This window comes from Micromonospora arida, from assembly GCF_003857035.1.
In the GTDB taxonomy this organism is placed as follows: Bacteria; Actinomycetota; Actinomycetes; order Mycobacteriales; family Micromonosporaceae; genus Micromonospora; species Micromonospora arida.
This window is the reverse complement of record NZ_QGSY01000302.1, coordinates 1-15,140: the sequence shown is the minus strand read 5'-3', so window position 1 is coordinate 15,140 and position 15,140 is coordinate 1. Positions and strand designations below refer to the sequence as shown.

At 71.3% G+C, this 15,140-nt stretch carries 14 protein-coding genes; 8 read left to right on the top strand and 6 right to left on the bottom strand.

From position 1 onward, the window contains the following. Nucleotides 1-79: 79 nt before the first annotated feature. On the top strand, nt 80-913 hold the full coding sequence (locus tag DLJ58_RS30325; protein WP_124861595.1) for a helix-turn-helix transcriptional regulator: 834 nt from the start codon (nt 80-82) through the stop codon (nt 911-913). Between the two features lie 6 nt (nt 914-919). On the opposite strand, the gene DLJ58_RS30320 is transcribed toward DLJ58_RS30325, so the two are convergent. Then, nucleotides 920-1,723, bottom strand: coding sequence for a helix-turn-helix transcriptional regulator (locus DLJ58_RS30320; RefSeq protein WP_208741423.1), 804 nt, complete (start codon nt 1,721-1,723; stop codon nt 920-922). A gap of 50 nt (nt 1,724-1,773) precedes the next feature. Between DLJ58_RS30320 and DLJ58_RS30315 the strand changes: the two genes are divergently transcribed. Both DLJ58_RS30315 and DLJ58_RS30310 read left to right on the top strand, forming a co-directional pair. Beyond that, the gene (locus DLJ58_RS30315; RefSeq protein ID WP_124861589.1) at nt 1,774-2,196 is read left to right on the top strand and encodes a DUF2000 domain-containing protein; all 423 of its coding nucleotides are present in this window, start codon (nt 1,774-1,776) and stop codon (nt 2,194-2,196) included. A gap of 96 nt (nt 2,197-2,292) precedes the next feature. Further along, nucleotides 2,293-3,906 (top strand): ricin-type beta-trefoil lectin domain protein, encoded by a 1,614-nt coding sequence (locus tag DLJ58_RS30310; RefSeq protein ID WP_124861586.1) that lies wholly within the window; start codon nt 2,293-2,295, stop codon nt 3,904-3,906. Between the two features lie 52 nt (nt 3,907-3,958). Here the strand turns inward: DLJ58_RS30310 and DLJ58_RS30305 are convergent, their stop codons facing one another. Then, on the bottom strand, nt 3,959-6,490 hold the full coding sequence (locus tag DLJ58_RS30305; RefSeq protein WP_124861583.1) for an FtsX-like permease family protein: 2,532 nt from the start codon (nt 6,488-6,490) through the stop codon (nt 3,959-3,961). Continuing rightward, the gene (locus DLJ58_RS30300; protein WP_124861580.1) at nt 6,487-7,245 is read right to left on the bottom strand and encodes an ABC transporter ATP-binding protein; all 759 of its coding nucleotides are present in this window, start codon (nt 7,243-7,245) and stop codon (nt 6,487-6,489) included. Before DLJ58_RS30300 ends, DLJ58_RS30305 begins: the two co-directional genes overlap by 4 nt. A gap of 146 nt (nt 7,246-7,391) precedes the next feature. On the opposite strand from DLJ58_RS30300, the gene DLJ58_RS30295 reads away from it, so the two are divergent. The 4 genes from DLJ58_RS30295 to sthA all read left to right on the top strand — a co-directional run bounded on the left by DLJ58_RS30295 (nt 7,392) and on the right by sthA (nt 12,116). Next, nucleotides 7,392-8,594, top strand: a complete 1,203-nt coding sequence (locus DLJ58_RS30295; protein WP_124861577.1) for a sensor histidine kinase — start codon at nt 7,392-7,394, stop codon at nt 8,592-8,594. Further along, nucleotides 8,591-9,229 (top strand): response regulator, encoded by a 639-nt coding sequence (locus DLJ58_RS30290; RefSeq protein ID WP_124861575.1) that lies wholly within the window; start codon nt 8,591-8,593, stop codon nt 9,227-9,229. Before DLJ58_RS30295 ends, DLJ58_RS30290 begins: the two co-directional genes overlap by 4 nt. A 407-nt stretch (nt 9,230-9,636) precedes the next feature. After that, nucleotides 9,637-10,659, top strand: a complete 1,023-nt coding sequence (locus DLJ58_RS30280) for a fibronectin type III domain-containing protein (RefSeq protein ID WP_158629646.1) — start codon at nt 9,637-9,639, stop codon at nt 10,657-10,659. 53 nt (nt 10,660-10,712) lie between these two features. Next, entirely contained in the window at nt 10,713-12,116 is a 1,404-nt protein-coding gene (gene sthA, locus DLJ58_RS30275) for a Si-specific NAD(P)(+) transhydrogenase (protein WP_124861569.1), read from the top strand. Here sthA and DLJ58_RS30270 read toward each other — a convergent pair. Beyond that, nucleotides 12,113-12,520: a MerR family transcriptional regulator gene (locus tag DLJ58_RS30270; RefSeq protein ID WP_208741421.1), complete on the bottom strand. Its 408-nt coding sequence runs from the start codon at nt 12,518-12,520 to the stop codon at nt 12,113-12,115. The genes sthA and DLJ58_RS30270 overlap by 4 nt on opposite strands. Nucleotides 12,521-12,548: 28 nt before the next feature. On the opposite strand from DLJ58_RS30270, the gene DLJ58_RS30265 reads away from it, so the two are divergent. Next, nucleotides 12,549-13,244, top strand: a complete 696-nt coding sequence (locus tag DLJ58_RS30265) for a methyltransferase domain-containing protein (RefSeq protein ID WP_124861567.1) — start codon at nt 12,549-12,551, stop codon at nt 13,242-13,244. A gap of 142 nt (nt 13,245-13,386) precedes the next feature. Here DLJ58_RS30265 and DLJ58_RS30260 read toward each other — a convergent pair whose 3' ends face one another. Both DLJ58_RS30260 and DLJ58_RS30255 read right to left on the bottom strand, forming a co-directional pair. After that, a complete protein-coding gene (locus tag DLJ58_RS30260; protein ID WP_124861564.1) occupies nt 13,387-14,757 on the bottom strand; it encodes a glycoside hydrolase family 10 protein in 1,371 nt (456 codons plus the stop codon). A gap of 40 nt (nt 14,758-14,797) precedes the next feature. After that, nucleotides 14,798-15,140 (bottom strand): cellulose binding domain-containing protein (locus DLJ58_RS30255; protein ID WP_208741417.1); only part of this gene is annotated, 343 nt, incomplete at its 5' end.

Sequence of the window (15,140 nt, the reverse complement as noted above, 5' to 3'; positions counted from 1 at the left end):
GTGGAACACCGGGGCGGGGCTGGTCTGTTGCACTCGATGTGCCGGTCCATTCGCCGGCACCCACCGATCGGAGACACCCGTGGACCGCGCCCAACTCGCGAGCTTCCTGCGTACCCGGCGGGAGGCCCTGCAGCCCGAGGACGTGGGGTTGCCCCGGGGACCCCGTCGGCGCACCGGAGGGCTGCGGCGTGAGGAAGTCGCCACGTTGAGCGGGATGTCCACCGACTACTACAGCCGGTTGGAGCAGCAGCGCGGGCCGCACCCCTCGGAGCAGATGCTCGCCGCCCTGGCCCGGGGCCTGCGGCTCTCGCTCGCCGAACGTGACCACCTGTTCCAGCTCGCCGGTCACGCCGTTCCGCGCCGCGCGGTGCGGGCCGACCACGTGAACCCGGGAATGATGCGCATCCTCGACCGGATGCACGACACCCCGGCCCAGGTGGTGAACCACCTCGGCGAGACCCTGGCGCAGACCGCGCCGGCCGTCGCCCTGCTCGGTGACGAGACCCGGTACACCGGGTTGGCGCGAAGCGCGCACCACCGCTGGTTCACCGACCCGACGGCGCGGCAGCTGCACCCGGCGCAGGATCACCAGACACAGAGTCGCCTGCTCGTGGCGCACCTGCACGCGGCGTACACCCGCGACGGGCGCGGCTCACGGGCCGCCGCGCTCGTCGACGACCTGCTGACCAGGAGCCCGGAGTTCGCGCAGCTCTGGCGGAAGCACCCGGTGCCCGCCGGCTACTGCCCGCCCAAGCACTTCGTGCACCCGGAGGTCGGGGCGTTGGAGCTGCACTGCCAGACGCTTGTGGATCCCGACCAGTCACAGACACTGTTGGTCTTCACCGCCGTACCCGGGTCGCCGAGCGACGAGAAGCTGCGCCTGCTCGCGGTCATCGGCGGCCAGCTCGTCTGAACGCGATCAGCTCGGGCGGGGGTAGCGGGCTGGGCTGACCCCCAGGTAGCGCCGAAAGTGGCGGGTCAGGTGCGCCTGGTCGAAGAACCCGGCCGCGACGGCGGTCTCGACAGGCCGCTGCCCGGCGAGGAGCAGGCGACGGGCCAGCTCGACCCGACGGCCGGTCAGGTACGTGTGCGGAGGCACGCCGTGCGCCTGAGTGAACGCCCGGACCAGGTGGGTCGGGTGGGCGTGCAGCAGCTGCGCGGCCTCCCCCAGCGTGATGCCCTCGACGGTCCGGGCGTCCAGCAGCTCCCGTAGTCGCACCGCGAGGCCACGTCCTGGAGGCTGGCCACCTGCCGGGGAGCGCTGGCGGAGCTGGCGGCGCAGCCGGTCCAGGATGAACGCGAGCCGGCTCTCGGCCTCGAACTCGTCGCCGGGTGTGGCGAGCACCTGGTGCAGGTGGTGGACCCGGTCGCGCAGCCGCGGATCGGCCAGGTCCGGCTCGTCGACGGCCCGCCCGACCAGCTCGGCGTCGAGCGCCGAGGTGTCGAGGTACAGGACCCGCTTGCGGAAGCCGTCGGGTGTGGCGGATCTGCCGTCGTGCGGCACGTACGGCGGCAGGAGGGTCACCGACGTGCGCAGCGCGCCGTGCCGGTGCCGGTCCAGGTCGAAGCGGACCGCGCCGTCGTCGACGATCAACAGCGTCCACACCTCGTGGATGTGCCGGGGGTAGGCGTGGTCGACGAAATGGGCGTGGAAGACCTCGGCGACCCCGGCTACCGCGGGTCGCCACGCGCTGACGTGCGAGCCCGCCGGGCGGGTGGCCACGCTAAGAACGTACAAGACCGGCAGGCGTCGGGGCGCGCAGGCTCGACGCCATGACCGAACCGATCCGCTTTCCCACCAAGATCGCCGTGCTGCTCCGCAACGACCTGGCGAGCTGGCAGCGGCTGAACGTCACCGCTTTCCTGGTCAGCGGCATCGCGAGCACGCTGCCGGAGCTGGTCGGCGAGGAGTACCGCGACGCGGACGGCACCGGCTACCTGCCGATGTTCGGTCAGCCGGTGCTGGTCTTCGCCGGGGACCGGGCGACGTTGGTCGGCGCGCACTCGCGCGGCCTCGCTCGTGGCCTGCGGCTGGCGATCTTCACCTCCGAGCTGTTCGCCACCGGCAACGACCGGGACAACCGCGCCGCCGTCCAGGCGGTCGGACGGGAGAAGCTCGATCTGGTGGGCCTGGCGTTGCACGCGCCGCGCAACGTGGTGGACAAGGTGCTCAAGGGTGCGTCCATGCACCCGTAACGGCATCCGTGGCGACGAAGACATTGATATCGGCCTGTATGACTGTAATGATTAACAGACTTTACAGTTGTTTCGCCGCCCCGGAAGGACCCCCGCATGGCGCGACGATCGGCCGGGCTCGCGCCCCGCCACCCCCGCATCAGACTGATCTCCGCGCTCGCCGCGGCCCTGCTCGCCGTACCGACCGGCCTGGTCGTCGGCGCATCACCCGCCGTGGCGGCCGCGACGGGCACCATCACCGGGTACGGCGGCAGATGCGTCGACGTGGCCGCGGCGAACCCGGCCAACAGCACACCGGTGCAGCTCTTCACCTGCAACGGCTCCACCGCGCAACAGTGGACGGTGGCCGACGACGGCACGATCCGGGCGCTGGGCAAGTGCCTGGACATCGCCGCCGCCAGCACCGCCAACGGCGCCCGGGTGCAGATCTACGACTGCAACGGCACCGGGGCGCAGCAGTGGTCGCCCAACGCCGGGCAGTTGGTCAACCCGACCTCGGGCAAGTGCCTCGACGCGACCGGCCCCAACTCGACGGACGGCACTCCGCTGCAGATCTGGAGCTGCACCGGAACCGCCAACCAGAGCTGGGCGCTGCCCACCGGCGGCGGCACCACACCACCGCCCTCGGGTGGTTTCACCCACCCCGGCGTGCTGGTCAGCCGAGGCCAGCTCGACTTCGCCCGCGGCCGGGTGCAGGCCGGCGCGCAGCCGTGGGCGGCGGCTTACAACCAGATGATGAGCAGCCGGTACGCCTCCCTGTCGCGTACCCCGGCGCCTCGTTCGGTGGTCGAGTGTGGTTCCTACTCCAACCCGAACAACGGCTGCACCGACGAGCGGGAGGACGCGATCGCGGCGTACACCGACGCGCTCGCCTGGTACGTCACCGGGGACGCCCGGTACGCGCAGAAGTCGATCCAGATCATGGACGCGTGGTCGGCCACCATCACCGCGCACACCGGCAGCAACGCCCCCCTGCAGACCGGCTGGGCCGCCTCGGTCTGGCCCCGAGCGGCCGAGATCATCAAGTACACGTACACGAGTTGGCCCAACGCCAACCGCTTCGCCACCATGCTGCGCAACGTCTACCTGCCGATGGTGCGCAACGGCTCGAACAGCAACGGCAACTGGGAACTGACCATGATGGAGGCCAGCGTCGGCATCGCGGTGTTCCTCGATGACCGGGCCGTGTACGACGCCGCGACCACCCGCTTCCTCAACCGCGCCCGGGCCTTCGTCTACCTGCCCAGCGACGGCGCGTTGCCGTACACGATGCCCGGCAGCGGCCTGGACACCAGCGCGGAGATCATCAGCTACTGGCAGGGCCAGTCCACCTTCGTCGCCGGCCTCGCCCAGGAAACCTGCCGCGACTTCGTCCACACCGGGTACGGGATCTCCGCCATCTCGCACGTCGCGGAGACCTCGCGGATCCAGGGACGGGACCTGTACCCGCAGGTCGGTGAGCGGCTGCGCCAGGCGCTGGGCTTCCACTCGCGCTACCAGCTCGGCGAGGCGCCACCCGCCTGGCTCTGCGGTGGCAGCCTCACCCGGGGCCTCGGGCCGATCACCGAGGTCGGCTTCAACGCGATGAGCACCCGGTTGGGCAACGTCATGACCAACACCCAGGCCCTCACGCTGCAACAACGTCCGGCCGGGACCAACAACCTCTTCGTCGCCTGGGAGACGCTGACCCACGCCGACAACCCCAACTGACCAGGCCGTCGTGGGGTGGCGCCGAAGGCGCGGCGCCACCCCACGACGGTGCTCAGTTGTCGGCCCCCAGTGCCACCACCGGGCTGACCCGCGACGCCCGGCGGGCCGGCAGCACCCCGGCCAGCGCGGTCAGCCCGACCAGCACCACGAAGAGCCCGGCCAGTGGCAGCAGCGGCGCGGTCATCGGTGCCTCGATTCCGAGGGTCTCGACCGCCAACCAGGCGTACGGAATGCCGAGCACCAGGCCGATGGCCGCGCCGATCACCCCGTACAGGCCGGACTCGACGGTCAGCATGATGCGCAGGCCGGTCCGGGACAGCCCGATCGCCCGGAGCAACCCGGACTCGCGTACCCGCTCCACCACCGACAGCGCGGTCGTGGAGCCCACGCCGACCACCGCGATCAGCACGGTCAGGCTGACCAGACCGACAGCGACCCAGACCAGCGTGCGCACCAACGCGTCGTTGCGGTCCCGTTCGTCGGCGAGCACCGCCAGACCCACCCCGTCGCTGCCCCCGATCGCCTGCCGCAGCGCCCGCACGCCGGCGGTGCGACCGTCCTCGCCGGCACCGGCCGCGTCGGCCAGCAGACCGGTGTACGCGGCCGGCACACCGAGCCGGTCCAGGTCGCCCGGATCGGCGAGGATGCCGGCGTGCAGCGGCCCGTCACCGGGCAGGACCGCGGCCACCCGCACGTCGACAGTGCCGGTGGCGACGGCGAGCGTGACCGTGTCGCCGGCCCGCAGGCCCGCGTCCCGCGCGACCCAGCTGTTGAGCACGATCCGGCCGGGGCCACGATCGGTCAGGGTGCCCTGGGCCACGTCCAGGTCGCCGGTGCTCGGCAACGCGGCCAGGTCCAGGTCGCTGGTCGGGTAGCCGGACTCGCCGTCGCCGAGCTTGTCGGCCCCACGCAGCAGCCGGGCGTCGTCGACCATCCGGTACGGCACCACCCGGGCCAGCGCGCCGTCGGCCGCCTCGGCCCGGCTCACCACGGCCGGCGGGAGTGTCCCACCGTTGCTGGTGACCTCGAAGTCGGACGGGGCCGAGAGCGCCATCTCGCGGTCGGTGAGGATCTGCAACGACGCGCCGCCGATGACCACCCCGGAAATCAGGGTCACGCCGAGGGCAACCACGACGGAGACCGCGGCGGCGCGGCGCGGCGTCCCGCCGATCCCGCCGACCGACATCCGCCCGAGCGGCCCGAGTTGGCGCAGCGGCCAACCCACCACTGCCAGCACCGGGCGCACCAGCAGCGGGCCGAGGGCCACCAGCGCGAAGAACGCCAACGCGCCGGACCCGACCAGCAGGAGCAGCGGCATCGACGGGTCGTAGTCCGACTGCTCCGGCTTCGGCAACTGGCTGATCGTCCCGACCGCCGCCAGGACCGCGCCGCCGGCCAGGAGCAGCCCGAACACCAGACGCGACACCCCTATGCCACGCCGGCCGGCGGTGACGCTCGCCGCCCGCAGCGCCTCCAGCGGGGAGACCCGGGCAGCGGACAGCGCCGGTGCCAGCACGGCCAGCACGGTGATCACGACGGCACCGATCACCACAGCGACCGCCGCCGCCAGCGGCAGGCCCGGCGAGGAGACATCGTGGCCGGTGGCGCGCAGGATCGCCGGCAGCGCGTACCCGAGGGTGAGGGCGCTGGCGACCCCGACGACGCCGGCGACCAGCCCGGTCAGGGCTCCCTCGGCGGTCAGGGCCCCCACCAGGGTGGCCCGACTCGCGCCGACCGCCCGCAGCAGCGCGAGCTGCCGCATCCGCTGGGCGAAGACGATGCGGAAGGTCGAGGTGACCACCAACGCCGCCGCGACGACCGCGATGGAGACGAACATGCCGACCAGGATGAAGAGTCTCCCAACCTGTTCGGCCGCCGCCTGGGCCTCGGCCTCGCGCACCTCGGCGCCGGAGCGGATCGGCTGGCCGGCGACCGCCGCTGTCACCCGTTGGCGGACCGCGTCGGTCGAGGCTCCGGGGGCCACGCGCACGTCGACGCGCTCCACCGTCGTCAGGCGTGCCCAGGCGATCACGGCGCTGTCCGGGGCGTACGCGTCGTAGCCGGCGTCGGCGCTGGTCTCCACCACACCGGTCACGGTGAGGGGGGCGGGTGTGGTGAGTTCACCGCCGGTGCCGCTGGTGGTGGTGCCCACCGAGAGCCCGAGCCGTTCGGCGGTGCGCGGCGTGATCGCGATCTCGCCGGGCTGGTCCGGGTAGCTGCCCTCGATCACCCGGACCGTGGTCAGCGGGCCGGTGCCCGGATCGGACTGGAGGTTGAGGTACCCCTCTCCGATGGAGACCCCGGTCGCCACCCGGGCCACCGCCTCGGCCACCCCGGGCACGGCCCGGACCTGCCGCACGTCGGTCACTGTGGGTGGTTGCACGTCAACGCTGCCGATCACCAGGTCGGTGACGGCCGGGGTGCCGCTGAGGTTGTCCCGCACGGTCCGTTCGGTGATCTGTTGCACCAGCACGGTGCCGAAGACGACGAACGACGCGACCAGGATCGCCAGGCCGGTCAGGATCAGCCGGCCGGGCCGCCGGGCCGCAGCGGTCGTCTGGGTACGCAGCACTGTCGCCCTCATCGGCGGGCCGCCAGGTCACGCAGGGCGTCGGTGACCGACACCTGGTTCGGCTTGTCGATCTCGCCGGCCAACCGCCCGTCGGCGAGCAGCACCACCCGGTCGGCGTACGCGGCGGCGATCGGGTCGTGGGTGACCATGACGACGGTCTGGCCGAGATCGCGTACCGAGTCGCGCAGGATGGTGAGCACCTCCGCGCCGGAGCGGGAGTCGAGGTTGCCGGTCGGCTCGTCGGCGAAGACCACCTCGGGCCGTGCCACCAGCGCCCGGGCCAGCGCCACCCGCTGCTGCTGGCCGCCGGACAGCTCGCTGGGCCGGTGGTTCAGGCGGTCGCCGAGGCCCAGCACCCGCACCAGGTGCGCGAGGAGCTCGGCGTCGGGCTGCCGACCGGCGAGGTCCAGCGGCAGCGTGATGTTCTGCGCGGCGGTGAGCTGCGGCAGCAGGTTGAAGGACTGGAAGACGAACCCGATCCGCTCCCGGCGTACCCGGGTCAGCGTCCGGTCCGACTGGCCGGTCAGCTGCGTGCCCCCGAGCAGGACGCGACCGGAGGTGGCCGTGTCGAGGCCGGCGAGGCAGTGCATCAGGGTCGACTTGCCGGACCCGGACGAGCCCATGATCGCGGTGAACTCGGCCCGGCCGAAGCCGACCGAGACCCCGTCCAGGGCACGGACGGCGGTGTCGCCGCTGCCGTACACCTTCACCAGGTCGACCGCGGCGACCGCGGCGTGGCTGGTCTCCGGCGGGGCGTGGGTTGTCATCGTTCCTCCAGTGGCTGCGTGGTGACCCGGAAAGCGTCGCCGCCACCGGCGGCTGCGCGCATCGGCCCGGGGCCGGGTATCGCCGGTGCCGGGTCTGCCTTTTGGCCGATCCGCCACCTCCACCTGGCTGGCTACGCTGGGTCACCATGAGCGCGCCGGATCTTCGACGTCTGTGGGTACGCCTGGCCCAAGCGGCCGGGCTGGTGGCCTTCGGCCTGCTCGCCCTCTTCGACTTTGCGGCCAGCACGGCGGATGACTCCGGCATCGGTACTCTCCTGCTCCTGCTGGTGCCGATGGGGTTGGCGGTGGCGACGGTCCCGCTGTGGCTGCCGGTGCACCGGCTGGGCTCCCGCCGGCTGCCGCTGGCCGCGCTGGCACTCGCCACCGCCTCACTGGCCGTGACCGCAGGGGTGGTGCTCCTCTCCGGAGGCGGCGGCATCCTGCTCGCCCGCACCTGGGGGCTCGGCGAGTCGGCCGGGCTGATCGGGGTGGTCTTCGTGGTGGCCCGCTGGGGCGCGCCGCGGCTCGCCCCGTGGGCCGCGGTGGCCGCCGGGCTCGCCGTCGCCGCGATGCCGCTGCGCGTCGGCACCGAGAGCCTGCTGGTGATCTTCGGCCTGCTCCAGGTGCTCGCCGCGGCCGGCGCCGCCGGGGTGGGGCTCTACCTGCGCATCGTGGCCGCCGGCCGGGAGCGGGCCATCGCGCTGGTCCGGGCCGAACAGCGCGCCGAGTTCGCCCGGGACCTGCACGACTTCATCGCCCACCACGTCACCGGCATCGTGGTGCAGGCACAGGGCGCCCGGTTCGTCGCCGAGCAGGACCCGCAACGGGTGATCGTCGCCCTGGAGCAGATCGAGCGGGCCGGCGCGGAGACGATGGCCTCGATGCGGCGGATGGTCGGCATCCTGCGCAACCCGGACGCCCCGCCGGACGCGCCGCTGGCTCCACTGGCCGGGGTGACCGAGCTGGAGCCGCTGCTGACCGGGTTCAACGGCGCGGCGAACGCGCCCGCACGACTGCACGTCGACGGCGACCTGAACGGACTGCCGGTGGAGGTGTCCACGTCGGCGTACCGGGTGGTGATGGAGGGGCTGACCAACACCCGCCAGCACGCGCCGGACGCGCGGTCCGTGGACGTTGCGGTGCGGCGTACCCCAGACTGGTTGCTGGTCCGGGTCGCCGACGACGGCGCGTCGCCGCGCACCGCGCCGGCCCGGGGGCACGGCTTCGGTCTGATCGGCCTCACCGAGCGGGTACGTGCCCTCGGCGGCACGATCACCGCCGGGCCCGGCGTTGCCGGTGGCTGGGTGCTCGACGCGGCGTTCCCGCTGCACGCGGCGGTGGCCCGGTGATCCGGGTGCTGATCGCCGATGACCAGGCCATGGTCCGGACCGGCTTCGGCATGATCATTGGCGCCCAGTCGGACATGGAGGTGGTCGGCGAGGCCGCCGACGGCGTCCAGGCCGTCGAACTGGCCCGACGGCTGCGCCCGGACGTGGTGCTGCTGGACATCCGGATGCCCCGCCTCGACGGTCTTGAGGCACTGCGGCTGCTCGCGGGGCCGGGCGTCGCCGACCCGATCCGGGTGGTCGTCGTGACGACCTTCGACCTCGACGAGTACGTGCACACCGCGCTCTCCAACGGCGCGTGCGGCTTCCTGCTCAAGGACTCCGGCCCGGCCCTGCTGGTGGAGGCCGTCCGCGCGGCCGTGTCCGGCGACGCGCTGATCAGCCCTTCGATCACGGTACGGCTGTTGGAGCACCTCAACTCGCCGGCTCCGGCGCGCGACGACGGTGGCCTGTCGCCACGGGAACTCGACGTCGTGAAGCTCGTCGCCCGGGGCCTGACCAACGCCGAGATCGCCGCCCAGCTCTTCATCGCCGTGGGCACGGTCAAGACCCACCTGGCGAGCGTGCAGATGAAACTCAAGGCCCGCAACCGGGTCGAGATCGCCGCCTGGGCCTGGGAACGCCGCCTCGTCGGCTAGATCGGGCTCGGGTGGGTGGCGGCTCGCGGGTGGCGGCTCGCGGGTGGCGGCTCGCGGGTGGCGGCTCGCGGGTGGCGGCTCGCGGGTGGCGGGTGGGTTGGTGTCTTGTTCGATGCCTTTGGAGCTGATGTCGTCAACGAATCAGCGCACGGGCGGTCACCGATGTCATAGACGATTCAGCTCCAAAGGCGACGACCTGCACACCATCCACCAGCCGCGGGGGGCGATTCCGGGCGCCGAGTCGGCGTCCGGGTCCGGCGGGGCAACCTGCCACCAGCCGCGGGGGGCGATTCCGGGCGCCGAGTCGGCGTCCGAGTCCGGCGGGGCAACCTGCCGCACCACAGTGCCCTAGTATTGACGGCGATGGATTGATGAAAGCGGTGGGCGACCGGAGGCGGGGATTCATCGTGCGTGATCGTCGAAGTCGAGCAATCCGGTCGAAGGCAGCCCCGCTGGCCGCGTACGCGCTGGCGGTGACCCTGGTCGCGGCGGGCGCGACCCCGGCGTACGCCGGGGCGGACACCGAACGGCCCACCGCGCCCGGCCCGATCACTGTCGTCGCCATCGACACCACCTCGGTCGAGCTGACCTGGGCGGCCTCGACCGACAACGTGGGCGTGGTCCGCTACCCGGTCGGCGCGCAGTTCGAAGATTCCGGCGCCCAGTATTCGACCGACACCAACAGCATCCGGATCACCAACCTGCGGCCGTCGCGCACGTACACCTTCTCGGTGTGGGCGCTGGACGCGGCCGGCAACAGCTCAGTGTCCAACCCGACCCTGCGGCTGACCATGCCACCGGGGGACGACCAACCGCCGAGCGCGCCGGGCCAACCGGTGGCGTACGACGTCGCCGCCACGGTGGTCGGGCTGCGGTGGGCGCACTCGGTGGAGAACGTCGCGCTCGACCGGTACGAGGTGTTCCGGGTCGACGTCGGCGGCACTCTCACCCGGGTCCGCGAGGTGTACCAGTACCCGCCCGTGAACAGTGCACAGATCAGCGGGTTGGCGCCGAACACCACGTACACCTTCGTGGTGCGGGCCCGCGACGAGGTCGGACACCTGTCGCCACTGTCCGCACCGGTCACCGTGACCACCCTGCCGCCGCCGCCGAGCTGCGCGGTCCGGTCCGTCGTGCGGCAGTGGCCGGACGGCTTCGTGGCCCACCTCGTCGTCGAGAACACCGGCTCCACGACCATCGACGGCTGGACGATGACGTGGCGGTTCTGGGCCAGCCAGCAGGTGCAGGGCATCTGGGGCGCGAAGGTCGTCGACCGGCTCAACAACAGCTACCTGCGGGTGAGCAACACCGGTCGCAACGCGGTGGTCCCGCCCGGTGGCACGGTGTCGCTGGGCCTCGTCGCCACCGGCACGCAACTGCCGGAGGAGATCACGCTGAACGGCGGCCTCTGCACGGTGGCAGACGAATAACGCTCGACTCCGGGGTCTGGCGCCGGCCGCGACATCTTGCGACGCTAACGGCTGTGTATGACTACGACCTGTTGGTGCTGGGCTCCGGACCCAGCGGTCAGAAGGCCGCGATCGCCGCCGCCAAGCTCGGCAGGCGGGTCGGCATCGTGGACCGCCGCGACATGATCGGTGGGGTGTGCATCAACACCGGCACGGTCCCCTCCAAGACGCTGCGCGAGGCCGTGCTCTACCTGACCGGCCTGAGTCAGCGGGACCTGTACGGCAGCAGCTACCGGGTCAAGGAAGAGATCACGGTCAGCGACCTGGCGGCCCGTACGCAGCACGTGATCACCAGGCAGACCGACGTCATCCGCAATCAACTGGCCCGCAACCGGGTCGCGATGATCACCGGCACCGGGCGTTTCGCGGACGCGCACTCGATCTGGGTCGACGGCGGCTCCGGCCGCGAGTCCAAGGTGACCTTCGACAAGATCGTCATCGCCGCGGGCACCCGCCCGGCCCGCCCGGACAGCGTCGACTTCGACGACCGGACGATCGTGGACTCCGACGGCGTCATCAACCTTCAGGCCGTACCCCGCAGCATGGTCGTGGTCGGTGCCGGCGTGATCGGCATGGAGTACGCCTCGATGTTCGCCGCCCTGGGCACGAAGGTGACGGTGGTGGAACGCCGCGAGCGGATGTTGGATTTCTGCGACGACGAGGTCGTCGAGTCACTCAAGTACCACCTGCGCGACCTGTCCGTGGCGTTCCGCTTCGGCGAGGAGGTCGCCGCCGTGGAGAAGCACCAGACGGCGGCGTTGTGCATCCTCAAGAGCGGCAAGAAGATCGTCGCGGACACGGTGATGTACTCGGCCGGGCGGCAGGGTCAGACCGACGACCTGGCGTTGGAGGCCGCAGGGCTGGAGGCGGACCGACGCGGCCGGATCGCTGTCGACGCCAACTACCGCACGCCGGTCGACAACATCTACGCGGTCGGCGACGTGATCGGCTTTCCCGCGCTCGCGTCGACGTCGATGGAACAGGGCCGACTGGCCGCGCAGCACGCCTGTGGCGAGCCGATCCGGGAGATGCACGGCCTGCAACCGATCGGCATCTACACGATCCCGGAGATCAGCTTCGTCGGCCAGACCGAGGCGCAACTCACCGAAAGCTCGACACCGTTCGAGGTGGGCATCGCCCGGTACCGGGAGTTGGCCCGCGGTCAGATCGTGGGCGACTCGTACGGGATGCTGAAGCTGCTCGTCTCCCCCGACGACGGCCGACTGCTCGGGGTGCACGTGTTCGGCACCGCCGCCACCGAGATCGTCCACATCGGTCAGGCGGTGATGGGCTGTGGCGGCACGATCGACTACCTCGTCGACGCGGTGTTCAACTACCCGACGCTGGCCGAGGCGTACAAGGTCGCCGCCCTGGACGCGTCCAACAAGATCCGCAACATCATCCGCATCGACGGCTAGCCACCACCCCCGACCTCCACCAGTTCCACCAACCGGCTGCGGTAGTTCGGGCAGGTCGAGACGTCCTCGTGTGAGCAGTTCAGCCCGGCCTCCAACAGGTCGAGCGCCGACCGCAGCGCCTCCATCCTGGCCCGCAGGGCGTCGTGGTTGCGGCGCAGCACGTCCTTACGGGCGGCCGGGTCGCCCGCGGCGAGGAACGCCCGGATGTCCGGCAGCGACAGGCCGGCCTGCTTCGCGCGCAGGATCGAGGCCACCCGGAACAGGTCGTCGCGGGTGTAGCGGCGACGACCGCCGGCGACCCGGGCGGGGCAGAGCAGACCCACCGATTCCCAGTGCCGCAGTACGTGCGCTGGCAGGCCGAAATGGTCGGCCACCTCGCCGATCGTCATCGGGCTTGACTTCATGTCGACATTAAGTCCGACCCTGACGGGCATGTCCAGTCTTCTAGCTGTCCTCGATGCCATCGAGAGCGAACCTGCGACCGTCGCACTGCGCGCCCGTTCCTACGATTTGCTCGGTGACCTCACTGGCCGAACCGTCGTCGACGCTGGCTGTGGCAGTGGCCGCGCCGTCGGTGAGTTGGCCGAACGCGGAGCCCGCGCGGTTGGGGTCGACGTCGACCCCGAGATGATCGCCGTGGCCCGGGAGCGCTGGCCCGCCGGCGAGTTCCATGTCGGCGACGCCACCGAACTGCCGTTCGAGACCGGATCCGCCACGTACTACCGGGCGGACAAGGTGTTGCACGTGCTCGACGACCCGGCGCGGGCCGTGGCCGAGGCCCGGCGGGTGCTCGCGCCGGGCGGCCGAGCCGTACTGCTCGGCCAGGACTGGGACCTGATCGCCATCGACTCGGACCAGCCGGAGACCACCCGTCGGCTGGTCCACGCGAAGGCGGACTCGCTCCCGTCACCGCGCATTGCCCGCAGGTATCGCAACCTGCTGCTCGACGCCGGGTTCACCGATCCGATCGTCGAGGTGCACACGGCTGTGTTCACCGACGACACCGCGCTCGACGTGTTGAAACGGATCACCGACGAGGAGACCTGGCTCTCCGAGCAGGCCGAGCGCGCCCGGACGGACCGGATCCTCGTCGTCGTCCCGATGTTCCTCGTCGCCGCCCAAACCTGACACCCGCTACCGCCTCTCCTGGTGATCAAGAGGTTTCCGTCATCCGATCTGGCGTGTCGTAACGCAAACCTCTTGATCAACGAGGGCAGGAGAGGGTGGGGCCGGTGCGGGGCCCTGCCCCCCGCACCGGCCGGTGGGTGCGTCAGCCTGCGGAGCAGGTGGGGCTCAGGCTGCCGGCGGTACCGTTGGCCTGGAACCCGAACTCGGTGGACTGCCCGGCGCCGACCTGACCGTTGTAGGCGACGTTGGTCCAGTTCGTCGTGCCGGTGTTACCACTGCGGTTGGCGCTCCAGGCGTTGGTGACGGTGGCACCGGACGGCAGTCCGATCGACACCGTCCACCCGTTGAGCGCCGACGAGCCCGCGGTCACCCGTACGTTCGCCACGAAGCCACCGTTCCACTGGTTCACCGACACCGTGGCGGTGCAGCCACCCGTGCCCGGCGGCGGCGTGGTGGGCGGGTCGGTCGGCGGGTCCGTGGGCGGGTCCGTGGGCGTGGTGCCGTTGTTCAGCGCGGCGAGAACCGCGTCGTACGCGGCCTTCTTCGAGCCGTTGCTGTTGAACAGCAGCGGGGTCTGCGAAGCCCGCCAGGAGTCACTGTCGCGGATGCCCCACACCGTGATGCCGTTGCAGCGGGCCACGGCCAGGCAGTCCTCGACCACGCTGCGGTAGGTGCTCGCCGAAGCGCCCTGGATGTCCAACTCGGTGATCTGCACGTCCACACCGAGCGCCGCGAAACTCGACAGCGTGGTGCGGTAGTTGCTCACGTACGGCGAGTCGTTGTTGAAGTGCGACTGGAAGCCCACGCAGTCGATCGGCACGCCACGGGCCTTGAAGTCGCGCACCATGTTGTAGACGCCCTGGGTCTTGGCGTGCGTCCAGTTGTCGGTGTTGTAGTCGTTGTAGCAGAGCTTCGCGCCCGGATCCGCGGCACGCGCCGCGCGGAACGCCGCTTCGATCCAGTCGTTGCCGGTGCGTTGGAGGTTGGAGTCGCGACGGCCTCCGGAGCTGCCGTCGGCGAACGCCTCGTTCACCACGTCCCACGCCACGACCTGACCGCGGAAGTGGGTGGCCACCTGCGTGACGTGGTTGAGCATCGCCTGCCGCAGCGCACTGCCGCTCATGCTCTCCATCCAGCCGGGCTGCTGCGAATGCCACGCCAGCGTGTGACCCCGCACGCTCATCCCGCGGCTGCGCGCGTGGTTGACGATCTGGTCCGCCGCCCCGTAGCTGAACTGATTCTGCTGCGGCTCGGTGGCGTTCATCTTCATTTCGTTCTCGGCGGTCACCATGTTGAACTCACGGTTCAAAATCGTGGTGTACGCACTGTCGGAGAGCTTGAATCCGGCCACCGCCGTACCGAAGTACCGACCCTTCTCGGCGGCGGACGCACCGAGCGTCGTCCCGGCGGAGGCGGGTGCCGTCGCAAACAGCGCCATGCTGGCGGCGAGGGCGCCCGCGCCGGCCAGCGCAAGCGCGGCTCTCGATGCCGCCTTCCATCTCGTACTTCTCATCGTGTGGCTCCTTTTGAGGGTGGTGGGGTGGGAAGGGAAATCAGGACACCGAACAGGCGGCACCGTTGAGGGCGAACGACGTGGGCTTGCCGGTGCCGCCCTCGTGGGTGGCCTGGAAGCCGATCTCGACCGACGCGTTCGGGGCGATGGTGCCGTTGTAGGAGACGTTGCGGGCGGTCACCGCACCGCTCGCCGGGGCGTACTGGGCGTTCCAGCCGCTGGTGATGCGCTGTCCGCTGGGCAGCGTGAACGTCAGCGCCCAGCCGTTCACGGCGGTGGCACCGGTGTTGGTGATGGCCACGCTCGCGGTGAGACCGCTGTTCCAGGCGTTGACCGTGTAGCCGACCCGGCAGGCGCCCTCGGTCGGCGGCGGCGTGGTCGGG